Consider the following 18695-nt stretch of genomic DNA (forward strand, 5'->3'; position numbering starts at 1 on the left):
CGCTCTCGCTACTGTGACGGGATGACCGCTCGTGTGCTGCCCTTCGAACCCCCTGCTTCTCGCGAGGGCTCGTTCCTGGCGCTCGAGCTGCTGCCCGGACGCGTGCAGGGCGCGCTCATCGATGCGAGCGGCAGGTTCCGCACTCGTCGGGAACTCGTGTTCGACCCCTCGGCCGGGCGCGAGCAGATCCTCGCGCAGGTGGATCGGGTGGCTCTGGTGCTCGCGCGCGGCAGCGTGCTGAGCGGCTGCGTCGTCTCGGCAGGCGGTGTCCTGGACACCGTGGGCGGACGGATGCTGCAGGTCGTGGACATGCCCTCCCTCGAGGGGTGCGAGATCGCCTCGCGGCTTCGGGAGCTCGTCGGCGCGCCGACCCTGCTCGAGCACCGTGCGCGCCTCCAGGTGCACGGGGATCACTACTTCGGCGCAGGTCAGGGGGAAGAAACCTTCGCCTCCGTCGCCACCGGCTCCACCCTCGGCGTCGGGATCCTCTATCGAGGGACGATCCTCGCGCCCGACGGCGGCCGCAGCGGCGCCCACATGACCGTCGCGCGCGGGCAGCTGACGTGCAGCTGCGGCAAGCGGGGATGCTGGCGCACCATCGCCACCACGGCGTGGCTGGACGAGCGCGCCGAGGCGCTGGGCATCCCTGCGGTCGGCCTGGCGGAGTGGGAGCGATACGCGGCGGAGGACCCGCGCACGGCGGCCGTCGTCGGCGAGTACGCGGAGAACATCGCGGTGGGCCTCGCCAACATCCAGCAGCTGTGCACGCCCGGCCTGTTCGTGCTGCACGGTGAGGCGGCGCAGGCGTCCGACGGCTTCCGCGCGCGCATCCTCGCGACGCTGAGGGACCTCTCGCGCACGGGCGGGGAGACGCAGCCGCGTCTGAGGACGAACCCGATCCCGGAGGATGACGCGACGCTGCTGGGCGGTGTCGCCTACCTGCTGCACCGCGGGATCCTGCCCGCGTCCTGACCTGGGCGGGACGACGATCATGCGCGCCGCCTGCCGGTCCGCTCGGTGAGCCGCGGATTCGCACGGCGCGGATCCGGATGGGCGACCGAGTCCAGGAGTCGTCGCGTGACCTCGGAGGAAGGGGAGGTCAGCACCTCGCGGCAGGGGCCGACCTCCTGCAGGTGCCCCTCGGCCATGACCGCGATCCGGTCGGCGATCCCGGAGACCACCGCCAGATCGTGGCTGACGAACAGCAGGGCCACACCGGTGCGTTCCTGGAGTTCGGCCAGCAGCTCCAGGATCTTCGCCTGCACCGAGACGTCGAGTGCGCTCGTGGGCTCGTCCAGCACCAGCAGCCGCGGCTCGAGGGCGAGTGCTCGGGCGATCGCTATGCGCTGGCGCTGCCCGCCCGAGCACTCGTGCGGATACCGCTGCGCGATCGACGGTTCGAGATCGACGCTCTCGAGGAGCTCGTCGACGCGGCGTCGGATGCCCGCCGCCCCCAGGGCGGTGCGCCGGTGCGTGCGCAGCGGCTCGGCGATCACATCGCGGATGCGCATGCGCGGGTTCATGCTCGCGTAGGGGTCCTGGAAGACTATCTGGACCAGCTGTGCACGGGCTGCGGCCGCCTGCTTGTCACGACGGCCGAGGTCCCTGCCCAGCGTGAGGATATGACCCGCGTCGGGATCGGTGAGCCCCACGACGATGCGGGCCAGGGTCGTCTTGCCGGAGCCGGACTCACCGACCAGGGCAAGGGTCTCGCCCGGGAAGATCTCGAGGTCCACGGCATCGAGCACGGTGTTCTGGCGGCGGCGCTGTCGATACGTCTTGGAGATGCCCCGCAGGCTCACCACGGCGGCCTCGGTGGCCTCGGGCGATGCGGGCTCGGTGGTCTGTGCACTCATGCGGGCTGTCCTGTCTGCAGGCGAGGGGTCGCCTCGAGCAGCGTGCGGGTGTAGGCGTCGCGGGGCTGCTCGAAGACCTGCAGCACCTCGCCCTGCTCGACCAGTCGGCCCTCGTGCATCACCGCCACCCGGTCGGCGATGGAGGCGACGACTCCCAGATCGTGCGTGATCAGCAAAATCCCCATGCCCGTCTCCTCCTGGACCGTGCGGAACAGGGCCAGGATCTCGGCCTGGGTGGTCACGTCCAGCGCCGTCGTCGGCTCGTCGGCGATCAGCAGCCGCGGCCGGCTCATCAGCGCCATCGCGAGCATCGCCCTCTGCCGCAGGCCCCCGGAGAGCTGGTGGGGGTACTGGCGCGATCGCAGCTCGGGATCGGGAACGCGCGCCTGCTCGAGCGCCTCGAGCGCGCGCCGCCTGCGCTGCGCGCGGGACCCCATGCGATGGATGGCCAGGACCTCCATGAGCTGGCTGCCGATCGTGCGCATCGGGTTGAGGGTGGTCATCGGGTCCTGGAAGACCATCGAGATGTCGCGGCCGCGCACGGCCCGCAGCTGGCGCGGCGTGAGACGCAGCAGGTCGCGGTCGTCGAGCAGGATGCGGCCGTGAGGGTAGACGGCGGGCGGCTCGGGGTTCAGGCGCAGCACGGACAGTGCGGTGCTGGATTTCCCGGATCCCGATTCGCCGACGAGCGCGAGGGTGCGCCCCTCATGGACGGTCAGGTCGATGCCCTGCACGGCAGCGACACTGCCGCGGCGAGAGGCGAAGGAGATGTGGAGGTCCTCGATGGTGAGCAGTGCGTTCATGAGGTGTACGTCCTCGGATCCCACCGGTCGCGCACGGCGTCCCCGGCGACGTTGATCGACAGCACGGTCAGCAGCAGGGCGGAGCCGGGCAGGACGGCGAGCCACCAGGCGGTGCCCATGTAGAGCTGGCCGTCCGAGAGCATCGAGCCCCAGGTCGCGATGCTGGACGGGACGCCGAGCCCCAGGAAGCTCAGGGCGGCCTCGGCGAGGATCACCGTCCCCACCTGCAGCGTCAGGATGGTCACCAGGGGACCGGTGACGTTGGGCAGCATGTGGCGCACCATCATCCGGTGCCCCGGCACGCCCATCACCCGTGCGGCCTCGACGAACTCCCGGGTGCGCAGCGAGATCACCTCGGAGCGCAGCACCCGGGCGTAGGAGACCCAGCCGGTGATGCCGAGCACCAGGATCACGTTCCACAGGCCCGGGCCCACGAAGCCGATCACCGCGAGGGCGAGCAGCAGGGTGGGGAATGCCAGCTGGACGTCCGTCAGGCGCATGAGCAAGCGATCCGTCCACCCGCCCGTGTATCCGGCGACGATCCCGATCACCGAACCGATCACGCCCGACAGCAGCGCCGCCGTGATCCCGACGAGGACGGAGACCCGGCTGCCCACGACCAGCCGGGCGAGCACGTCCCTCCCCAGCTGGTCCGTGCCCAGCAGGTGGCCCGATGATCCGGGCGGCGCCAGTCGCTGCAGCAGGTTCTGCTCCTCGGGATCGCCGACCAGCAGCGGCCCGAAGAGCGCGAGGAGCACGACGAGGCCGAGGAATCCGGTGGACAGCACCAGCGCGATGTCCAGTCGGCGCCGTCCAGGGGCCTCGGCGGAGGCGTCTGCCGGCTCCGCGGCGGTCAGGGAGATCTGCGGGGAGCTCATGCGTGACTCCGGACTCGAGGATCGATGATCGCGTAGGACAGATCGACCAGCAGGTTCACCACGATGAAGGTGACCGCGAACAGCACGACGGTGCCCTGGACCAGGGGGAAGTCGCGGGCGCTGATCGCGTCGATCGTGAGGCGGCCGATGCCGGGCCAGTTGAAGATCTGCTCGGTGAGGATCGCCCCGCCCAGCAGGGAGCCGAGCTCGAGCCCGAGCACGGTGATGACGGGCATGGACGCGTTGCGGAGCGAATGGCCCATCAGCACCCGGGCCTCGCTCGCGCCCTTGGCGCGCGCGGTGCGCACATGGTCCTGCCCCATCACCTCGATCAGCGAGGAGCGCAGCAGGCGCGAGACCACGGCGACGGAGAAGATCGCGAGGGTCGTGGCGGGGAGGATCAGGTGGGCGGGCGTCCCGTAGCCGGCGGCGGGAAGCGCCCGCAGGGTGACGCCGAACAGCAGGACCAGCAGGATCCCCACCCAGAACGCGGGGGTGGACTGTCCGACCAGCACCCCGCTCATGACGACCCTGTCCAGCGCGGTGCCGCGGCGCATGGCGCCGATGCTGCCGGCGAGGAACGAGACCACCACGGTGATCAGCAGAGCGGTGGCGGCGAGCAGGGCCGTGGCCGGGATCCGCTCGATGATCAACGAGGTCACAGGCTCCTTGTAGACCAGCGAGTCGCCGAGGTCGAGATGGACGAGACCACCCAGGAAGTCCAGGTACTGCAGGGGCAGCGGGCGGTCGAGCCCGAGGGTCTGTTTCATCTGCGCGACCTGATCGGCGCTCGCATCATCGGGCAGGAGCAGCGCCACCGGATCGCCGGAGGCGCGCGAGAGTACGAACACCACGGTCACGGCGGCCCAGAGCACCAGGAGGGAGGAGAGCAGGCGGGTGACCGCGGCGCGCAGGAGCCGGGTCCGGCCGCGGCTCATCGGGCGGTCTCCATCGCGAGCGTCCCGTTCACATTGGGAGTCCACTCGATGCGCTTGTTCGAGGCGAAGTTCTGATCCGCCTGGTACAGGAACAGGAAGGGCGCTTCGTCGTGCAGCCATTCCTGCATGCGGCGGAACGTCTTCAGGCGTGCATCCGGGTCGATGGTCTGCTCGAGCGCGTCGATCATCTCGTCCGCCTCGGGGGACCGGATCCTGCTGCGCTTGCGATCCGAGCGGATGTAGGACTGCATGGTGGCCTCTCCGTCGAGCGTCCAGCCCGTGCTTCCGGTGAGATACATGGATCCGAGCGACGAGGGATCGTCCGAGGCGAGACGTTCCGCGAAGGTGCCCGGTTCGAGGATCTCGAGCTCGAGCGTCACGCCGACGTCCTCGAGCATTCCGGCGAGTGCCTGGCTGACGAGCTGGTCCTTGTTCGAGGCGGTGAAGCTCAGCGTGAGGCCGTCGGCGTGGCCGGCGTCCGCGAGCAGTCTCCGGGCCTCGTCGGGGTCCCTCTCCGGGGGTTTCACGTCCGGGTCGTAGCCGAACGCCTCTCGCGGGACGATCGTGGCGGCCTCTCGCCCGGAGTCGTTGAGGACCGCACTGATCAGCAGCGGAACGTCCACGGCGTGGTTCAGGGCGCGCCGTACGCGGGCGTCCTTCAGGACCTCGTGCTCGGTGTCGAGCACCACGAAGTACATGCGGATCCCCGGGTGCGTGGTGAGGGAGACGTCCTTGTAGCCCTCGAGCTGGAGGGCCGCCTCGGGGTCGAGGGCGGAGACCAGGTCGACGGCGTCGCTCTGGATGCCCGCGAGCGCGGACGCCGGGTTGGGCATCGCGGTGAAGTGGACCTCGTCGAACGCGGGCCTGCCGTTCCAGTGGTCCGCGTAGGCGGCGAGGCGGAGCAGCTGGGCCTTGCGCCAGGAGACGAAGCGGAACGGGCCTGTGCCGATGGGGTGCGCGGCGAACCCCTTCGCGCCGACGTCGGCGAAGTGGTCCGCGGGCAGCATCACGCCTCCGAAGAGCGAGACCTTCTCGGGGATGACGGGGTCCGGCTCGGCCATCACGATGTCGTCGATGATCTCGACGTGGTCCACGGAGCGCAGCTCGACGATCGTGGAGCCGGTGTCCGGGTCGATGAGCCGCTCGATCGAGAACTTCACGCTGCGGGCGTCGAAGGGCTCGCCGTTGTGGAAGGTGACGCCCTTGCGGAGGCGGAACCTCCAGTGGTGCTCGTCCGTGGCCTCCCAGTGGGTGGCCAGTCGGGGGACCAGCTCGTTCTCCGTGTCGCGCATGGTGAGCGTGTCGAAGATGTTGATCAGCACGTTCATGCCGTCCAGGCCGCTCTCCAGGTGCGGGTCGAGCCCGGTGGGCTCGCTGGGCTGGGCGATCCGCAGGGCGCTCGTCCCCTCGGAGTGCGCCGCGGATCCGCAGCCGGCCGTGAGCCCGGCGGCCCCCAGCAGCGAACCTGCCGCGCCGAGGCGCAGCGCGGTGCGTCGGGTGGGCGCGTGTGGGGCGGTCATGCTCATGGCTCGCAGATCCCTCCTCGGTGAGGAATGCCATTCAACGGTACGGTCGTTCCACTCAATGGCACGAATGTCGATTACCATAGTTGCCATGGGTGACGAGGTCAATGAAGCGGCGCGATCCGTCGCGGACAAGGTGACGGCGCTCCTGCGCGCCGTGGGTGCCGCCGACGAACCGGTGAGTCTCGCTGCGCTGACGGTCGCGAGCGGCACGAGCAAGTCGACGTGCCGGAGACTGCTCCTGGACCTGAGCACCCAGGGGTACGTGCGCTCTCCGCGGCGCGGCATGTACACGGCGGGCCCGCGATTGCAGGGCCTCGCGGCCGCCGTGGTGCGCGGCGACCGGATGGGGGGCGTGATCCGGGAATCGCTCGGCGCTCTCGCCCGCGCCACCGGACATGTCGCGCTGCGCGTCAGCGTCATCGACGAACGGGCGGTGGTCCTGGATCTCGAGAATCCCCAGAACATCCCGCTCGGCGTCCAGGTGGGGGAGGAGCTCCCGGCGCACAGGATCTGGGCCGACGGGGGCGGAGGGCGGCAGCAGGCCGATCCGGTGGACGAGTACCCGTCCCGATCGCTGTGGACGCTCAGCGCGCCCATCGACGACCAGGGGCAGGAGCGGCTCGCGCTCGTGGGTCTCGCCTTCATGCGGCCGCAGAGCACGAGCGCCTCCGACCTCCTGGCCGCTCACGCGAGGACGCTGCGGGACATCGGATCGCGGGCTCGCGATGCCGGCTGACGCCGCCGAGGAGCTGGAGTCCCTCCTCGACAGCGCTCGCTCCGAGGGGCAGTTCAGCGCCGCCTCATGGGCGGTCGGATCGTCGACGAGGACGCTCGGCGGCGGCGCGCTCGGCACGCCGAGTGAGAGCGATGAGATCGGGATCGGCCCGCGCACCCTCTTCGACCTCGCGTCGGTGACCAAGCCGATCGTGGGGCTCACCCTGCTGCGGCTGGTGGACCGCGGTCTCGTCGCCCTGGATACGACCGTGGGCGAGGTGCTCGTGGACTGGCCGGACGGCCCGATGGCGCGCGCTGACCTCCGGTCGCTCCTCACGCACACCTCAGGAGCACCGGGACCGACCCCTCTGTTCCGCGAGCACGGAGATCGGGAGTCCCTGCTGCACGCCCTCGCGCGTCTGGAGTTCACGGCGCCGGGACAGTGGTGCTATTCCTCGATGGGCTTCATCGCGCTGGGGCTCGTGGCGGAGCACGTGGGCGGAGCGGGGCTGGATGATCTGGTGCATCGCGAGATCACGGGGCCGCTGGGGATGCGTGACACCCGCTACGGCCCGGTGGACCGCGGCGACGCCGTCGCCACGGAACGCTGTCCGTGGCGCGGACGGCTCGTGCGAGGCACGGTGCATGACGAGAACGCGGAGGTGCTGGGCGGCGTCGCCGGCCACGCCGGCCTGTTCGGCACGGCCGAGGATCTGGGGAGGCTCGGCGCGGCCCTCCTGCGGGAGAGTCTGCTCGAGCCTGCGCTGCAGGACGCGATGACCGGGCGGAGGGACGGCCGCCCCCTGGGGTGGTGGCCGCGCGAGCGCTGCAGCTTCCTCGACGGCACCTTCGACGAGCGCGCGTACGGCCACACAGGCTTCACGGGCACGAGCCTGGTGATCGACCCGAGCCGGGACCGCTGGTTCTGTCTGCTGACCAATCGCGTGCACCCGATGCGCGAGCCCCGTGGCTTCGAGCGCGTGCGCGCCGACTTCCACGCGGCGGCCGCGCGCGGGGCGTGGGGGACCGAGGGGTCGCCCGATTCACATCGGTGAATCGCCGCGCGCCATCACCGCCCTCCAGTCATGCCAGACAGTGCCACGACGCGTATCAGGCCGCTTGCCACCAGGGCGTCCTGTCGGCAACTTCGTACGATCCCCACCTGAGACCACCGCCGCGCGTCGGAGGCCGGAGAATGGCACGGACCCGAACGCGCCCGGACGGGCCGACGGGAACCTGTCGGCCGAGGGGGCGACGACGGACCATCGACGACGGACCGGCGACGACGAAGCGGAGCGCACCATGACCCATCGGACCGACGACCCCCGCAGGATCATCCTGGACTGCGACCCAGGCCACGACGACGCCGTCGCGATCATGCTCGCGCTCGGCTCCCCGGCGATCGAGCTGCTGGGCGTCACGACCGTCGGCGGGAACCAGACGGTCGAGAAGATCACGCGCAACGCCCAGAGCGTGCTCGAGATGTGCCGACGCCAGGACGTGCCCGTGCACCGGGGGAGTGCCCGGCCGCTGCTGCGCGAGGTGCACGTCGCGGGGGACATCCACGGCGAGAGCGGCCTGGACGGCGTCGAGCTGCCGGAGCCCACGGTGCCCGTCGCCGCGCAGCGCGCGGTCGAGTTCCTCGTGCAGACCGTGATGGAGTCCGAGCCCGGGGAGATCACCCTCGTCGGCACCGGCCCGCTCACCAACATCGCGCTCGCCGCGCGGCTCGAGCCCGCGATCATCGACCGCGTCCGCGAGGTCGTGATCATGGGCGGCGGCTACCACGAGGGCAACGTGACGCCGGTGGCCGAGTTCAACATCTGGGCCGATCCGGAGGCCGCGGCGATCGTCGTCGACGCCGGCTGGGAGCTCACCATGGTGGGCCTCGACCTCACCCACCAGGCCCTCGCCACTGCGGACGTCGAGCAGCGGATCGCGGAGATCGGCACCGACCTCGCCGAGTTCTTCCTGGGGCTGATGGCGTTCTTCCGCCGCGCCTACCAGGAGAACCAGGGCTTCGACGACCCGCCCGTGCACGACGCCTGCACGATCGCCCACCTCATCGACCCCTCCGTGGTGCAGACGCGTCGTGCACCCCTGCACGTCGAGATCCGCGGGGACCTCACCCGCGGCATGACCGTCGCGGATCTGCGGCCCGGCACGGACCTCGAGGGGTGCCGCACGCAGGTCGCGACCGTGCTCGATGCGGAGGGCTTCTGGCGGCTCGTCGTCGATGCCGTGCGCACACTGGGGTGAGCGCCGAGGGCGTCGGCGCACGGAGGCGCCGGCGCCCGCACAGGCCATGCACAGCGCGGCCATGCGGGAGGGCTAAGGGGGCTCCGTAGCGTCCTCGGCATGTCTTCACACCGCTCCAGCACCTCGACGTCTCCTCTCACCACGTCCCTCACCAGGCCCACCCGGCGCGGTCTGCTCGCCGCCGGCGGGATCGGCGGCATCGCCCTCCTCGCCGCGGGCTGCAAGGGGTCGTCCTCCTCCACGGCGGCCGCGACGCTCGACGGCGACTCCGTGAGCGGGGCCGTGGACGGCGACTTCTGGGACCAGAAGAGCATCCACACGCTGTCCGTCGTCTTCGACGAGGACGACTACGACGAGATGATCGAGGCCTACGCCTCGAGCCAGGAGAAGAACTGGATCGAGGCCGACGTCGAGATCGACGGCAAGGTCTTCACGAAGGCCGGCATGAAGCTCAAGGGCAACTCCAGCCTGCGCAGCCTCTCCGGCGGGCAGGGGCAGGGCGGTGGGCCCGGCGGAGCCTCGGCGTCCGACGGGGGCGGCGACTCCGCGTCGGACGGCGGCGGAGATGCCGCCACCTCCGACACGTCCGCCGCGGCCTCCGACGGAGGTGGCGCCGCGGACGGGAGCGGCGCCTCGGACGCGGGTGGCGCCGCGGCCGGAGGCGCGCCCGGCGGCGACGAGGGCGACGGCAGCATCTCGAAGGACGATCCGACCGGGCTGCCCTGGATGATCCGCCTGGACAAGTACACGGACGGCCAGAGCTACAGCGGCCGCAGCCGCTTCGTGGTGCGCGGCAACAACACGGAGACCTCGATGAACGAGGCGGTCGCGCTGGACGTGCTCGCGCTCGCCGAGGTCCCCGCCGAGAAGTACGCCTTCACACGGTTCAGCGCCAACGGGGCCGATGCCCAGCTGCGCCTGGTGCTCGACGTCCCGGACGACGACCAGTGGAACGACGACGCCTTCGACGGCACCGGCGCGACCCTCAAGGCCGACTCCGAGGGCGACTACTCCTACCGCGGGGACACGGCCGACGACTACGAGGACGCCTTCGACGCGAAGTTCGTGGCCGACGGCCTCGACGAGGACGACGTGTTCGCCGCGCTCGGCAGCTTCCTGAAGTTCGTCAACGACTCCGAGGACGACGAGTTCGCCTCCGGCCTGGACGACAGGTTCGACGTCGACGGCTTCGCGACCTACCTCGCGGTCCAGGAGCTCGTGCAGAACACCGACGATATCGACGGCCCGGGGAACAACTCCTACCTCCACTACGATCCCTCCTCGAAGAAGTGGTCGGTGGTCGCCTGGGACCAGAACCTCTCCTTCGGCGGCATGGGCATGGGCGGCGGAGGCGGCGCTCCCGGCGGGGGCGATGCGGCCGGCGACAGCGCCGCGGCCAGCGACGGCGGCGGCGACGACACGAGCGACAGTGGCGACGACGCCGGCGGCCAGATGCCGGGCGGCGGCCAGATGCCCGACCAGGGCGAGATGCCCCAGGGCGGCGGCCAGGGCAGCGGCGCAGGCGGCGGTGGCATGGGCGGGAACATCCTCGCCGAGCGCTTCATGGACGACGACACCTTCTCCGACCTCTACGACTCGACGCTCGCGTCGGTGCGCAAGGCCGTCTATACCTCCGGCGACGCGACCGCGCGGGTGAAGACGCTGACCTCCTTGCTGAAGAAGGACGCGAGCGACCTGGTCAGCAGCGACGACATCACGTCGGACGCGAAGACGATCACCGACGTGATCGACGGCTGAGAGGTCGCTACGCTCGAGTCTCCACCCACGGAAGGACGCGAAGATGCTCACCGGAATCGACCCCCTGCTCAGCGGCGACCTGCTGCGCCTGCTCGACCACATGGGCCACGACGACACCCTGCTGGTCGCCGATGCGCATTACCCCTCGTACCGCTCGGGGGCGCCGGTCATCGACCTGCCCGTGACCTCGCCCGAGGCCGTGCGCGCGATCCGCACCGTGCTGCCGCTGGATCTGTACGCGGGGCCGTCGGCCACGCTCATGAACCCCGAGCCGGGCACCGGCGAGGAGGTCCAGAAGCAGCTCAAGGAGGCGATCGCCGCGCCGAGCGAGGACCGCTTCGAGTGGATCGACCGCTTCGCGTTCTACGAGCGCGCGGGCTCGATGTTCGCGGTCATCCGCACCACCGAGGTCCGCAAGTACGGCTGCATCATGATCCGCAAGGGCGTCGTCGGCGACGAGGAGTCGCGCGGGGCGTGAGGCGGCCGGCGGCGGTCGCGCCGCGGCCGCGTCGGCCACGGATTCCGGGCTTCGATGTCGCTGGGTGAGGTCTCGACGCATATACGGGCGTGAGACCTCACCCAGCGACATCGGCGGTCGGGCGTTCGAGTGCTCACCGGGGCGCTCGGCCGTGGCCGGGTTGTCCACGGCCGATGTACTAGAACTAGTAGACGCGCGTACCTTGCTGGCATGAGCGATGTGACCCGCACCGAACTGAATCAGCAGACCGCCCGGGTGCTCGCACGCGTCCAGGCCGGTGAGTCCATGACCGTGACAGACCGGGGGCGGCCGATCGCCCACATCACGCCTGCACCGGTGGACCGCCGCGCACGCCGGATCGCCAGCGGCGCTCTGCGCCCTGCGAAGACCGGTGGGGTGCCGACCATCAGCACCCCGATCACGCAGTGGAGCACGGAGCAGATGGTCGAGGACATGAGGGGCGACCGGTCGTGATCTACCTCGACACATCCGCCGCCTTCACGCTGCTGAGCCGTGAACCGGGGGTCGCGGACGTCGAGCAGCTCTTCGCCTCGGGAGAGCTGCTCGTGGCGTCGCGCCTGCTGGAGCTCGAACTGCATGCGACCGTCGACCGCCGCGGCGGGGCTCACGCGGATGTCGATGCGATCGTCGACCGCGTGGAGATCGACGCCGTCGACGACGAGGTGATGGACCATGCGCTGTCGCTGCGGTCAGGTCTGCGGGCCATGGATGCTCTGCATCTGTCGACCGCGCTCCTCTACGGGGACCAGGTGGAGGGGGTCGCGACCTTCGATCGCGAGCTGGCCAGCGCCGCGCAGGGATTCGGACTGGAGATCCTGCCAGCGCGGGCGTGAACCGGAGCCCGGCCCATACATCGGCGAGCCGACGGCTCCTCACTCGCCCCAGGCCCTCACCGCCACCACGTGCGCTGCGGGCGCGCCGTTCGTCTCCTCGACGACCATGCGCAGCGACCTGGTCGTGACGGGACTCCGGAGGGGAAGCACCCGGTGGCGACGGCGGTTGTCGTCGAGTCGCGCGATCTCCTCCCAGGCGCCCTCGCGCAGCACCTCGAGTCGAGCCGCGCGCACCAGGGTGGGCATGATCTCGGCCTCGGTGCGGTGATGGTGGAGGTTGATGAGGTCCTCGTTGACATCGTCGTCCAGCAGCAGATCGACGGATGCGATGGTCTGCGGCTCCTCCCATTCGAGCGTCACCACAGGCTGCGGGTCCTCGGCGAGCGGCGCCGAGACCCACATGTTCGGCCCGCCGTAGGGCCGCGCGAAACCGCCGACGACCCGGCACGGGGCGAAGGCCTCCGTGGGTGCGGTCGACCGGAAGCAGATGCCGGACCCGTGGAGAGTCTCCTTCCACTCGCGCCACTGCGCCGAGTACCTCTCCTCGGGCGGCAGGTCACGGTGCAGCATCGTGACGGTCCCGGGCTCGGCGTGATCGCCGCGGTGCACGCTGAGCGACGGGTTGGCGCGGAGGACGACGAAGGCGTTGCCCGGGGAGCCGGGTGTCCAGTCGAGCTGCGCCCGCACCCAGCTGCGCCCGGGAAGGGCGGGGACGCGCACGCTGCGCCGGCGCTCGTGGGGGAGGTAGTTCTGCGGCTTGCTCGTGCTGTGCACTTCGAGGACCAGCTCGGTCTCCTGCTCGGCGTCGACGAGGATCTCCAGGGCGTCCAGGTCCGGATCGACCGGGAGGACGAGCCCCAGGTCATGGTCCAGTGGGAGTCGGCCCGTGCTCCGTGTCGAGGCGAGCGTCTGCTTGCTCGAGCTGGCGGAGGCACGGGCCCGCAGGGCGAGGTTCGACGGGTCCTCGTCCCGGACGCCGAGGACCGACGCGTCGGCGCGCACGAGGGCCCTCCGCAGCTCGGTGAGGTGGTCGGCGGCCAGATCGCGGGGAGCGACGCCGAGACGTCCGGCGAGGGCGGAGGCGATCCCCGCCGCCTCCCCGAGGATGGCGCACGTGGCCATCACGCGGGTCGTGCCGAAGGCGACGTGGCTCGCGCTGATGTCGCGCCCGGCCATCCACAGGTTCGTGACGTTGCGGGAGAACAGCGAGCGCAGGGGGATGTGGTAGTTCCCGTCGGGGTGCCAATGGCGTGAGCCGCGTTCACTGGCGTAGACGCCGCCCACGGGATGCAGGTCGATCGACCAGCCGCCGAAGGCCACGCGATCCTCGAACTCGGTCTGGCCCAGCACGTCGTGCTGGGTGAGCACGTGGTCGCCGACGAACCGCCGGTACTCGCGCTTGCCCGGCACCGCGCCGATCCACTCGAGGGAGAGGTTCTCGGCATCGAAGCGGCCGGAGTTCTTGATGTGGTCCCAGATCCCGTAGCAGACGGCCTGGAGCTCGTCGCGGATCCGCTCGTTGTCGCGCACGATATCGAGGTCGCCGCCCCATTCGATCCACCAGTACGCGCAGCCGTTCATGTCCTGGCGGATGACGCGGTTCTCGGGGATCGAGGTCTTCTCGATGTCGATCGCGAAGGAGGGGGCGACGAATCTCTGCGGGTGGCCGACGTCCTTCGTGTAGAAGAGGATCGTCGAGCCGAGCATGTCGTCCTCGGGATGCTCCGGTGCCCAGGACTCGCCGTAGGTCTCGCGGTCCTCGCTGCCGCGCATGGATTCGGCCCCTGCGAGGTGTCCGACGAGCCCGTCGCCGCTGCAGTCGATGAACGCGGGCGCGGCGAAGCGGATCCGCCGCTCGGACCCGCTCATCCAGCCGGTGACCGAAAGGACCGTGCGGTGGCCGGCCGGGCCGTCGGCCTCGACCTCTGTGACATCGGTGTTCAGGAAGAGGGAGATGTTCGGCTCTGCGCGCACCGTCTCGAGCAGCAGCAGGTCCCAGTAGTAGGGGTTGCCGTCGGGATTGCGGTACTGGTTCTCCACGAACAGCTCGCCCATGATGCCGGTCTCGCGCGCGAACATGTGGACGCCGTGGGCGGTCGCGCCGCACACCCAGACCCGGACCTCGCTCGAGGAGTTCCCGCCCAGCACGGGCCGGTTCTGCACGAGGGTGACGCGGCTGCCCTGCCGGGCGGCGCCGACCGCGGCGCAGATGCCTGCGAGGCCTCCGCCCACGACGACGATGTCCGCCGTGATGCTCTCGGTGGGGACCGCGGGAATCTCGGGGATCTCGGGGATCTCGGGGACCGTGGAGATCTCGGGACGGGCCGCGGGCGTGCCGGTGCTGTCGCCGCTCATGGTCGTGTCCGTGCTCATCGGGCTGTCATCCTCTCGGAGGTGCGGGGGCCGTGGGAGTCCTGGGGAACTGGGGATCGTCAGGGTCGGCGAAGGTGCCGTCGTCGATGAAGCGCATGCTCGGGTCCGACGAGCGGCTCTGCGCGACGAGCACCCACAGCAGGCTGGTGGCGAGGATGTCGCTCGCACGCCCTGCGTAGTACTGGGTCCACACGGAGCCGTTGCGGATTCCGGTGTACAGAGGGATGTCCGAGACCGCGGCGAAGGGCGAGTCGGGATCTCCGTGCAGGGCGATCGTGCAGGCGCCGGCGGTCTTCGCCCGTTGCAGGAAGTCGACGGTCGCCCCGTCTGTGCCCGAACGGCCCAGGACGATCACCGCGTCGCGGTCGGTGAGCGTGTTGGCGACGGCCCGCAGGGTGTTGCCGCCCGCCTCGTGGAACCAGGCCGCGATGCCGATGCGCAGCAGCCGCATCTGCAGCTCCCGCAGGGCGATCGCATCGCCCCACTCCCCATGGAGGTGCACGTGCTCGGCGTGGGCGACCGTCGTGGCGGCGCGTCGGAAGGGACGCACGTCGATCGTGTCGGCGGCGTCGCGCAGGGAACGCGCGGCGGTGCCGGCGAGGATGGCCAGGACGTCGTCGGGGGAGTCGGACGGGCTGATCGCCGAGCCGATGTCGCGCTCCCAGCCGGACTGCGTCGTCCTCCCGTTGTCCAGGGCGATCGCGGAGCGGAAGGCGGGGAACCCCGAATAACCGAGCCGCGTCGCCAGACGCGAGACGGTCGCGGCGGACGCCTTCGACCGCGCGGCGATCTGTGTGATCGAGTCGCCGCCCGCGCGCAGAGGATCCTCCAGGATCACGTCTGCGATGCGGCGGGCGGTCGGGTTCAGCTGGTCGGCGATGTTCCGCAGTCGCTGGAGGGCTGAGGCGGAGGGGTTCGGGTCATCGGGTGAGGACGTCGTCTCGGTGTTCACGGGTGCTCGTTCGTCGTAGGGGGAGGGCGGATCGTCTCGAGGGCGGCAGGACGGTGAGGCCACCGCTCGAGGCGTGCTCATTTCAGGGCGCTCTCGGTCATCGCGCGGATGAAGCGGCGCTGGAAGATCAGGAAGACCAGGAGGATCGGGATGATCGAGATGACGGCGGCTGCCATCGAGAGCCCGGGCGCCATCGCGCCCGTCTCGTCGACGAAGTTCGTGAGCCCCAGGGGGAGGGTGAAGCGCGCGGGATCGGAGATGAACACCAGCGGGGTCTCGTAGTCGTTCCACGACCAGACGAAGGTGAGGATCGCGAGCGCGCTGATCATGGGAATCGCGTTGGGGAGGTAGATCCGGAAGAAGATCTGGAACTCGCCCGCACCGTCCAGGCGCGCGGCCTCGGCGAACTCGTCGGGCTGGGAGATGAAGTACTGGCGCATGAGGAACGTGCCCAGCACCGTGAACATGCCCGGCAGGATCAGCGCCCACAGGGTGTCGTAGAGCCCGAGCTGCTGGAAGTAGACGAAGCGCGGCACCAGCAGCAGCTGCGCGGGGATCAGGGAGGTCGCGAGATAGGCGATGAAGACCCTGGTGCGGCCGGGGAAGCGCAGCTTGGCGAAGGAGTACCCGGCCAGAGTCGCCGTCGCCAGCTCGCCCAGCACGCGCAGCACCGCGACGACCACCGAGTTCATGAAGGCGGGCAGGATCGAGGCCTCGCCGAGGAGGACCTCGCGGTAGTTCTCCCAGCGGGGCTGGTCGGGGATCCACTGCATCGGGATCAGGAAGGCCTCCGAGTCCGGCTTGAGCGAGGTGGAGATCATCCATGCGAAGGGGAGCAGGAAGAGCAGGGCGAGGATCCACAGGGGGATGCCCCAGGCGAGCCGTCGGATGCGACGGCGCCGACGGTGCTGTGCCCTGCGGGCTTCGAACGTCGCCTGCGGGGGCGTCGGGTCGGCGGATGCGGCGCCCGGGCTGCGTGCCGTGTCAGTCATGGAGGGCCCTCCCTCGCTGCGCGCGCCACATGATGAGCATGATGGCGAAGATGCCGATGAAGGTCACCAGCCCGACTGCCGAGGCGTAGCCGAAGCGGTAGAACTGGAAGCTCGTCTGGTACATGTAGAACGACAGCGTGGTGGTCGAGTCGCCGGGGCCGCCGTTGGTGATCAGGGCGATCATCCCGAAGGTCTGCGAGATGCCGACGAAGAGCGTGACCAGGAGGAAGATCGTGGTCGGCAGCAGTGCGGGCAGAGTGATGGTGCGGAAGGCGCGCCACCGTCCCGCGCCGTCGATCTGCGCGGCCTCGTAGAGCTGGGCGGGAGCGTCCTGGAGAGCCGAGAGGTAGATGAGGTTGGCGTAGCCGGCCTGAGCCCAGACCGTGACGAGGATCAGGGCGGGCAGCGCCCAGCGCGACGAGGCGAACCACTGGGGGAGATGCTCGAGGCCGAACATCCCCAGGAACTGGTTCATCACCCCGGCGGAGGGGTCCAGCAGCATCTGCCAGGTCATCCCGATCGCCACGATGTTCACGATGTAGGGGACGAAGAATGCCGCGCGCAGGAGTCCCCGCGCCGGGACGTCCCGGTTCAGGGCGAGCGCGAGGGCGAGCCCGACGACGAGGGTCAGGGGCACGGCGACGCCCGCGTAGACGATCGTGAGGACCATCGCGTGCCAGAAGGACGGATCCTTGAGGACGGCGAGGAAGTTCCCGAGGCCCACGAACCTGATGCCGCCGAAGCCCGAGACCAGGTCCCATTCGGTGAAGGACAGGAGGATCACCGAGATCAGCGGGATGAAGGTGAAGGCCAGCACCCCGAGCAGGTTCGGTGCGATGAAGAGCCAGCCCACGTGGGGCTTCGGATCGGACGGGGCGCGGCCCGGCCGGTGCTCCCGGCGGCGGGCCGGCTCGGGCACGTCGTCGGGTCCCGTCGACGGGGCGAGGGCGGTGCTCTGCGTCTGCACGTCAGGCCTCCTCGTACCGGTCGATGAGGGCCTGCGCGTTCTCGTCGATGGTGTCGATCGCCTTCTGCGGACTTCGTTCGAGCAGCCAGCACACGTCCCTCTGCTGCTCGTACTTCTGTGTGATCTCGCTGTAGGCGGTGAGGTCGGTGTCCATGTGCAGGCGGGGCCGGGCATCGAACAGCGCGTGCTTGAAGGACTCGAGGTCGAAGTACTTCTCGGCGCCCTCGCCCATGATCCCGGCGAGGATGTCGTCCTCGTCGACGTCGCTGATGATCGACATGTAGCCGGCCTTGAGCAGGTCCGGGGCGCCCTCGAGCTGCCAGAACCTGCAGAACTCCCAGGCCATCTCCTGCTTCTCGCTCTTGGCGTTGATCTGGATGAACGCCCCGTACTCGCCCGTGTTCCAGTCGTTCCCGTCGACGGTCGGCATCGGCGCGGCGGAGACCGTGAAGTCGTGGGGGTATGCCTCCTGATCGCTGAGGAAGCGCAGGGAGTAGGGCGCGGTCATCCAGGAGACGAAGTCCTCGGCGATGAAGTTGTTCTGCTGGTAGGCCTCGACGTGGCGGGCCAGGGCCTGCGACCACGGATAGAGCGTGCCGCTGCGGATCAGGTCCGAGGAGAGCTCGAGGTGGCGCAGGAACGCCGGGTTCTGGAAGTTCGAGTCGCCGCTGTCGGTGAAGCGGTAGTTCGGGCCGAGTTCGATGCGGGAGAGGTCCGGGAGCGTGTAGGAGCCGTGGTGTCCCGTGCTCGCGAGCCGGTCGAGCACGTCGAGGTACTCCTCGAGCTCCCAGGAGGAGGGGAGGTCGACCCCGGCCTTCGTGCGCAGGTCGTCGTTGAACAGGATCATGTTCGGGATCCGCGTGGTCGCCAGCGCGGATATCCGGTCGCCGTCGATCAGTGCCATCGGCTCCTCGGTGTCCAGGAAGCCGGAGAGCTCCGGGGTCTCGCGGACCCGCTTGCCGAGATCGGCGGCGAGCTCCGGGCCGGAGCGCATGGCGAGGTTCTCGATGCCGTAGGTGAAGAAGACGTCGATGTCGACGTCGCCCTGCAGAGCGGTGTTCACCTTGAGGTTGCCGCGGTCGTCGTTGACGTAGCGGGTGTAGACGACGGGGATGTCCGGGTGCTTCTTCTGGAAGCGATCGACGACCTGCTGCGGGCCGCTCTCACCGGGGACGCCGCCCCAGACCTGCAGGGTGTGCGGATCCTTCGAGGAGCTCGCGCTGCAGCCGGCGAGGGCTGTCGTGGCGGCGGTCGCTCCGAGACCGCCGAGCTGCCTGCGGCTGAGGCGCGGGGATGGACGTGTGTGCATGGGGGACCTTCCGACGCGACGGTGCGTAGAGGTGGCCT

18 protein-coding genes are annotated in these 18695 nt (G+C 70.1%); 8 read left to right on the forward strand and 10 right to left on the reverse strand.

Translation table 11 applies throughout. The annotated features are described in order from the left end of the window. The first annotated feature begins 21 nt into the window (after positions 1–21). Positions 22–972 (forward strand): ROK family protein, encoded by a 951-nt coding sequence (locus M4486_RS16370; protein ID WP_249478346.1) that lies wholly within the window; start codon positions 22–24, stop codon positions 970–972. A 17-nt stretch (positions 973–989) separates the two neighbouring features. Here the strand turns inward: M4486_RS16370 and M4486_RS16375 are convergent, their stop codons facing one another. Genes M4486_RS16375 through M4486_RS16395 form a run of 5 tightly spaced genes read right to left on the reverse strand, consistent with a single transcriptional unit; the run spans position 990 to position 6001 of the window. Next, positions 990–1856 carry an ABC transporter ATP-binding protein gene (locus M4486_RS16375; protein ID WP_249478347.1) on the reverse strand — a complete coding sequence of 289 codons (867 nt, stop codon included), beginning with the start codon at positions 1854–1856 and terminating at the stop codon, positions 990–992. Further along, positions 1853–2659 carry an ATP-binding cassette domain-containing protein gene (locus tag M4486_RS16380; RefSeq protein WP_249478348.1) on the reverse strand — a complete coding sequence of 269 codons (807 nt, stop codon included), beginning with the start codon at positions 2657–2659 and terminating at the stop codon, positions 1853–1855. The genes M4486_RS16375 and M4486_RS16380 overlap by 4 nt, the downstream gene beginning before the upstream one ends. Further along, the gene (locus M4486_RS16385; RefSeq protein WP_249478349.1) at positions 2656–3537 is read right to left on the reverse strand and encodes an ABC transporter permease; all 882 of its coding nucleotides are present in this window, start codon (positions 3535–3537) and stop codon (positions 2656–2658) included. The genes M4486_RS16380 and M4486_RS16385 overlap by 4 nt, the downstream gene beginning before the upstream one ends. Next, the gene (locus M4486_RS16390; protein ID WP_249478350.1) at positions 3534–4475 is read right to left on the reverse strand and encodes an ABC transporter permease; all 942 of its coding nucleotides are present in this window, start codon (positions 4473–4475) and stop codon (positions 3534–3536) included. The genes M4486_RS16385 and M4486_RS16390 overlap by 4 nt, the downstream gene beginning before the upstream one ends. Further along, the gene (locus tag M4486_RS16395) at positions 4472–6001 is read right to left on the reverse strand and encodes an ABC transporter substrate-binding protein (protein WP_249478351.1); all 1530 of its coding nucleotides are present in this window, start codon (positions 5999–6001) and stop codon (positions 4472–4474) included. Before M4486_RS16395 ends, M4486_RS16390 begins: the two co-directional genes overlap by 4 nt. An 88-nt stretch (positions 6002–6089) precedes the next feature. Here M4486_RS16395 and M4486_RS16400 point away from each other — a divergent pair, with 88 nt between their 5' ends. From M4486_RS16400 to M4486_RS16430, 7 genes are all read left to right on the forward strand, one after another. Next, entirely contained in the window at positions 6090–6737 is a 648-nt protein-coding gene (locus M4486_RS16400; protein WP_249478352.1) for a helix-turn-helix domain-containing protein, read from the forward strand. Next, entirely contained in the window at positions 6727–7770 is a 1044-nt protein-coding gene (locus M4486_RS16405; RefSeq protein WP_249478354.1) for a serine hydrolase domain-containing protein, read from the forward strand. The genes M4486_RS16400 and M4486_RS16405 overlap by 11 nt, the downstream gene beginning before the upstream one ends. Positions 7771–8017: 247 nt before the next feature. Then, positions 8018–8974 (forward strand): uridine-preferring nucleoside hydrolase UriH, encoded by a 957-nt coding sequence (gene uriH / locus M4486_RS16410; protein WP_249478355.1) that lies wholly within the window; start codon positions 8018–8020, stop codon positions 8972–8974. Positions 8975–9073: 99 nt separating this feature from the next. Beyond that, complete coding sequence (locus M4486_RS16415) at positions 9074–10732, forward strand: CotH kinase family protein (RefSeq protein WP_249478356.1); 1659 nt, start codon at positions 9074–9076, stop codon at positions 10730–10732. A 43-nt stretch (positions 10733–10775) separates the two neighbouring features. Beyond that, entirely contained in the window at positions 10776–11210 is a 435-nt protein-coding gene (locus M4486_RS16420) for an RbsD/FucU family protein (RefSeq protein WP_249478357.1), read from the forward strand. A 210-nt stretch (positions 11211–11420) separates the two neighbouring features. Beyond that, complete coding sequence (locus M4486_RS16425; protein ID WP_249478358.1) at positions 11421–11684, forward strand: type II toxin-antitoxin system Phd/YefM family antitoxin; 264 nt, start codon at positions 11421–11423, stop codon at positions 11682–11684. After that, positions 11681–12064: a type II toxin-antitoxin system VapC family toxin gene (locus M4486_RS16430; RefSeq protein WP_249478360.1), complete on the forward strand. Its 384-nt coding sequence runs from the start codon at positions 11681–11683 to the stop codon at positions 12062–12064. Before M4486_RS16425 ends, M4486_RS16430 begins: the two co-directional genes overlap by 4 nt. A 39-nt stretch (positions 12065–12103) precedes the next feature. Here M4486_RS16430 and M4486_RS16435 read toward each other — a convergent pair whose 3' ends face one another. The 5 genes from M4486_RS16435 to M4486_RS16455 form a co-directional block, all read right to left on the reverse strand. Then, positions 12104–14437 carry an FAD-dependent oxidoreductase gene (locus M4486_RS16435; RefSeq protein WP_249478362.1) on the reverse strand — a complete coding sequence of 778 codons (2334 nt, stop codon included), beginning with the start codon at positions 14435–14437 and terminating at the stop codon, positions 12104–12106. A 7-nt stretch (positions 14438–14444) separates the two neighbouring features. Further along, entirely contained in the window at positions 14445–15389 is a 945-nt protein-coding gene (locus M4486_RS16440) for a MurR/RpiR family transcriptional regulator (protein ID WP_249478364.1), read from the reverse strand. A 77-nt stretch (positions 15390–15466) separates the two neighbouring features. Further along, positions 15467–16381, reverse strand: coding sequence for a carbohydrate ABC transporter permease (locus M4486_RS16445; protein WP_249478365.1), 915 nt, complete (start codon positions 16379–16381; stop codon positions 15467–15469). Continuing rightward, positions 16374–17348, reverse strand: coding sequence for a carbohydrate ABC transporter permease (locus M4486_RS16450; RefSeq protein ID WP_249478367.1), 975 nt, complete (start codon positions 17346–17348; stop codon positions 16374–16376). The genes M4486_RS16445 and M4486_RS16450 overlap by 8 nt, the downstream gene beginning before the upstream one ends. A gap of 1 nt (position 17349) precedes the next feature. Beyond that, a complete protein-coding gene (locus tag M4486_RS16455; protein WP_249478369.1) occupies positions 17350–18657 on the reverse strand; it encodes an ABC transporter substrate-binding protein in 1308 nt (435 codons plus the stop codon). Positions 18658–18695: the final 38 nt, after the last annotated feature.

This window comes from Brachybacterium kimchii, assembly GCF_023373525.1.
Classification (GTDB): Bacteria; Actinomycetota; Actinomycetes; order Actinomycetales; family Dermabacteraceae; genus Brachybacterium; species Brachybacterium kimchii.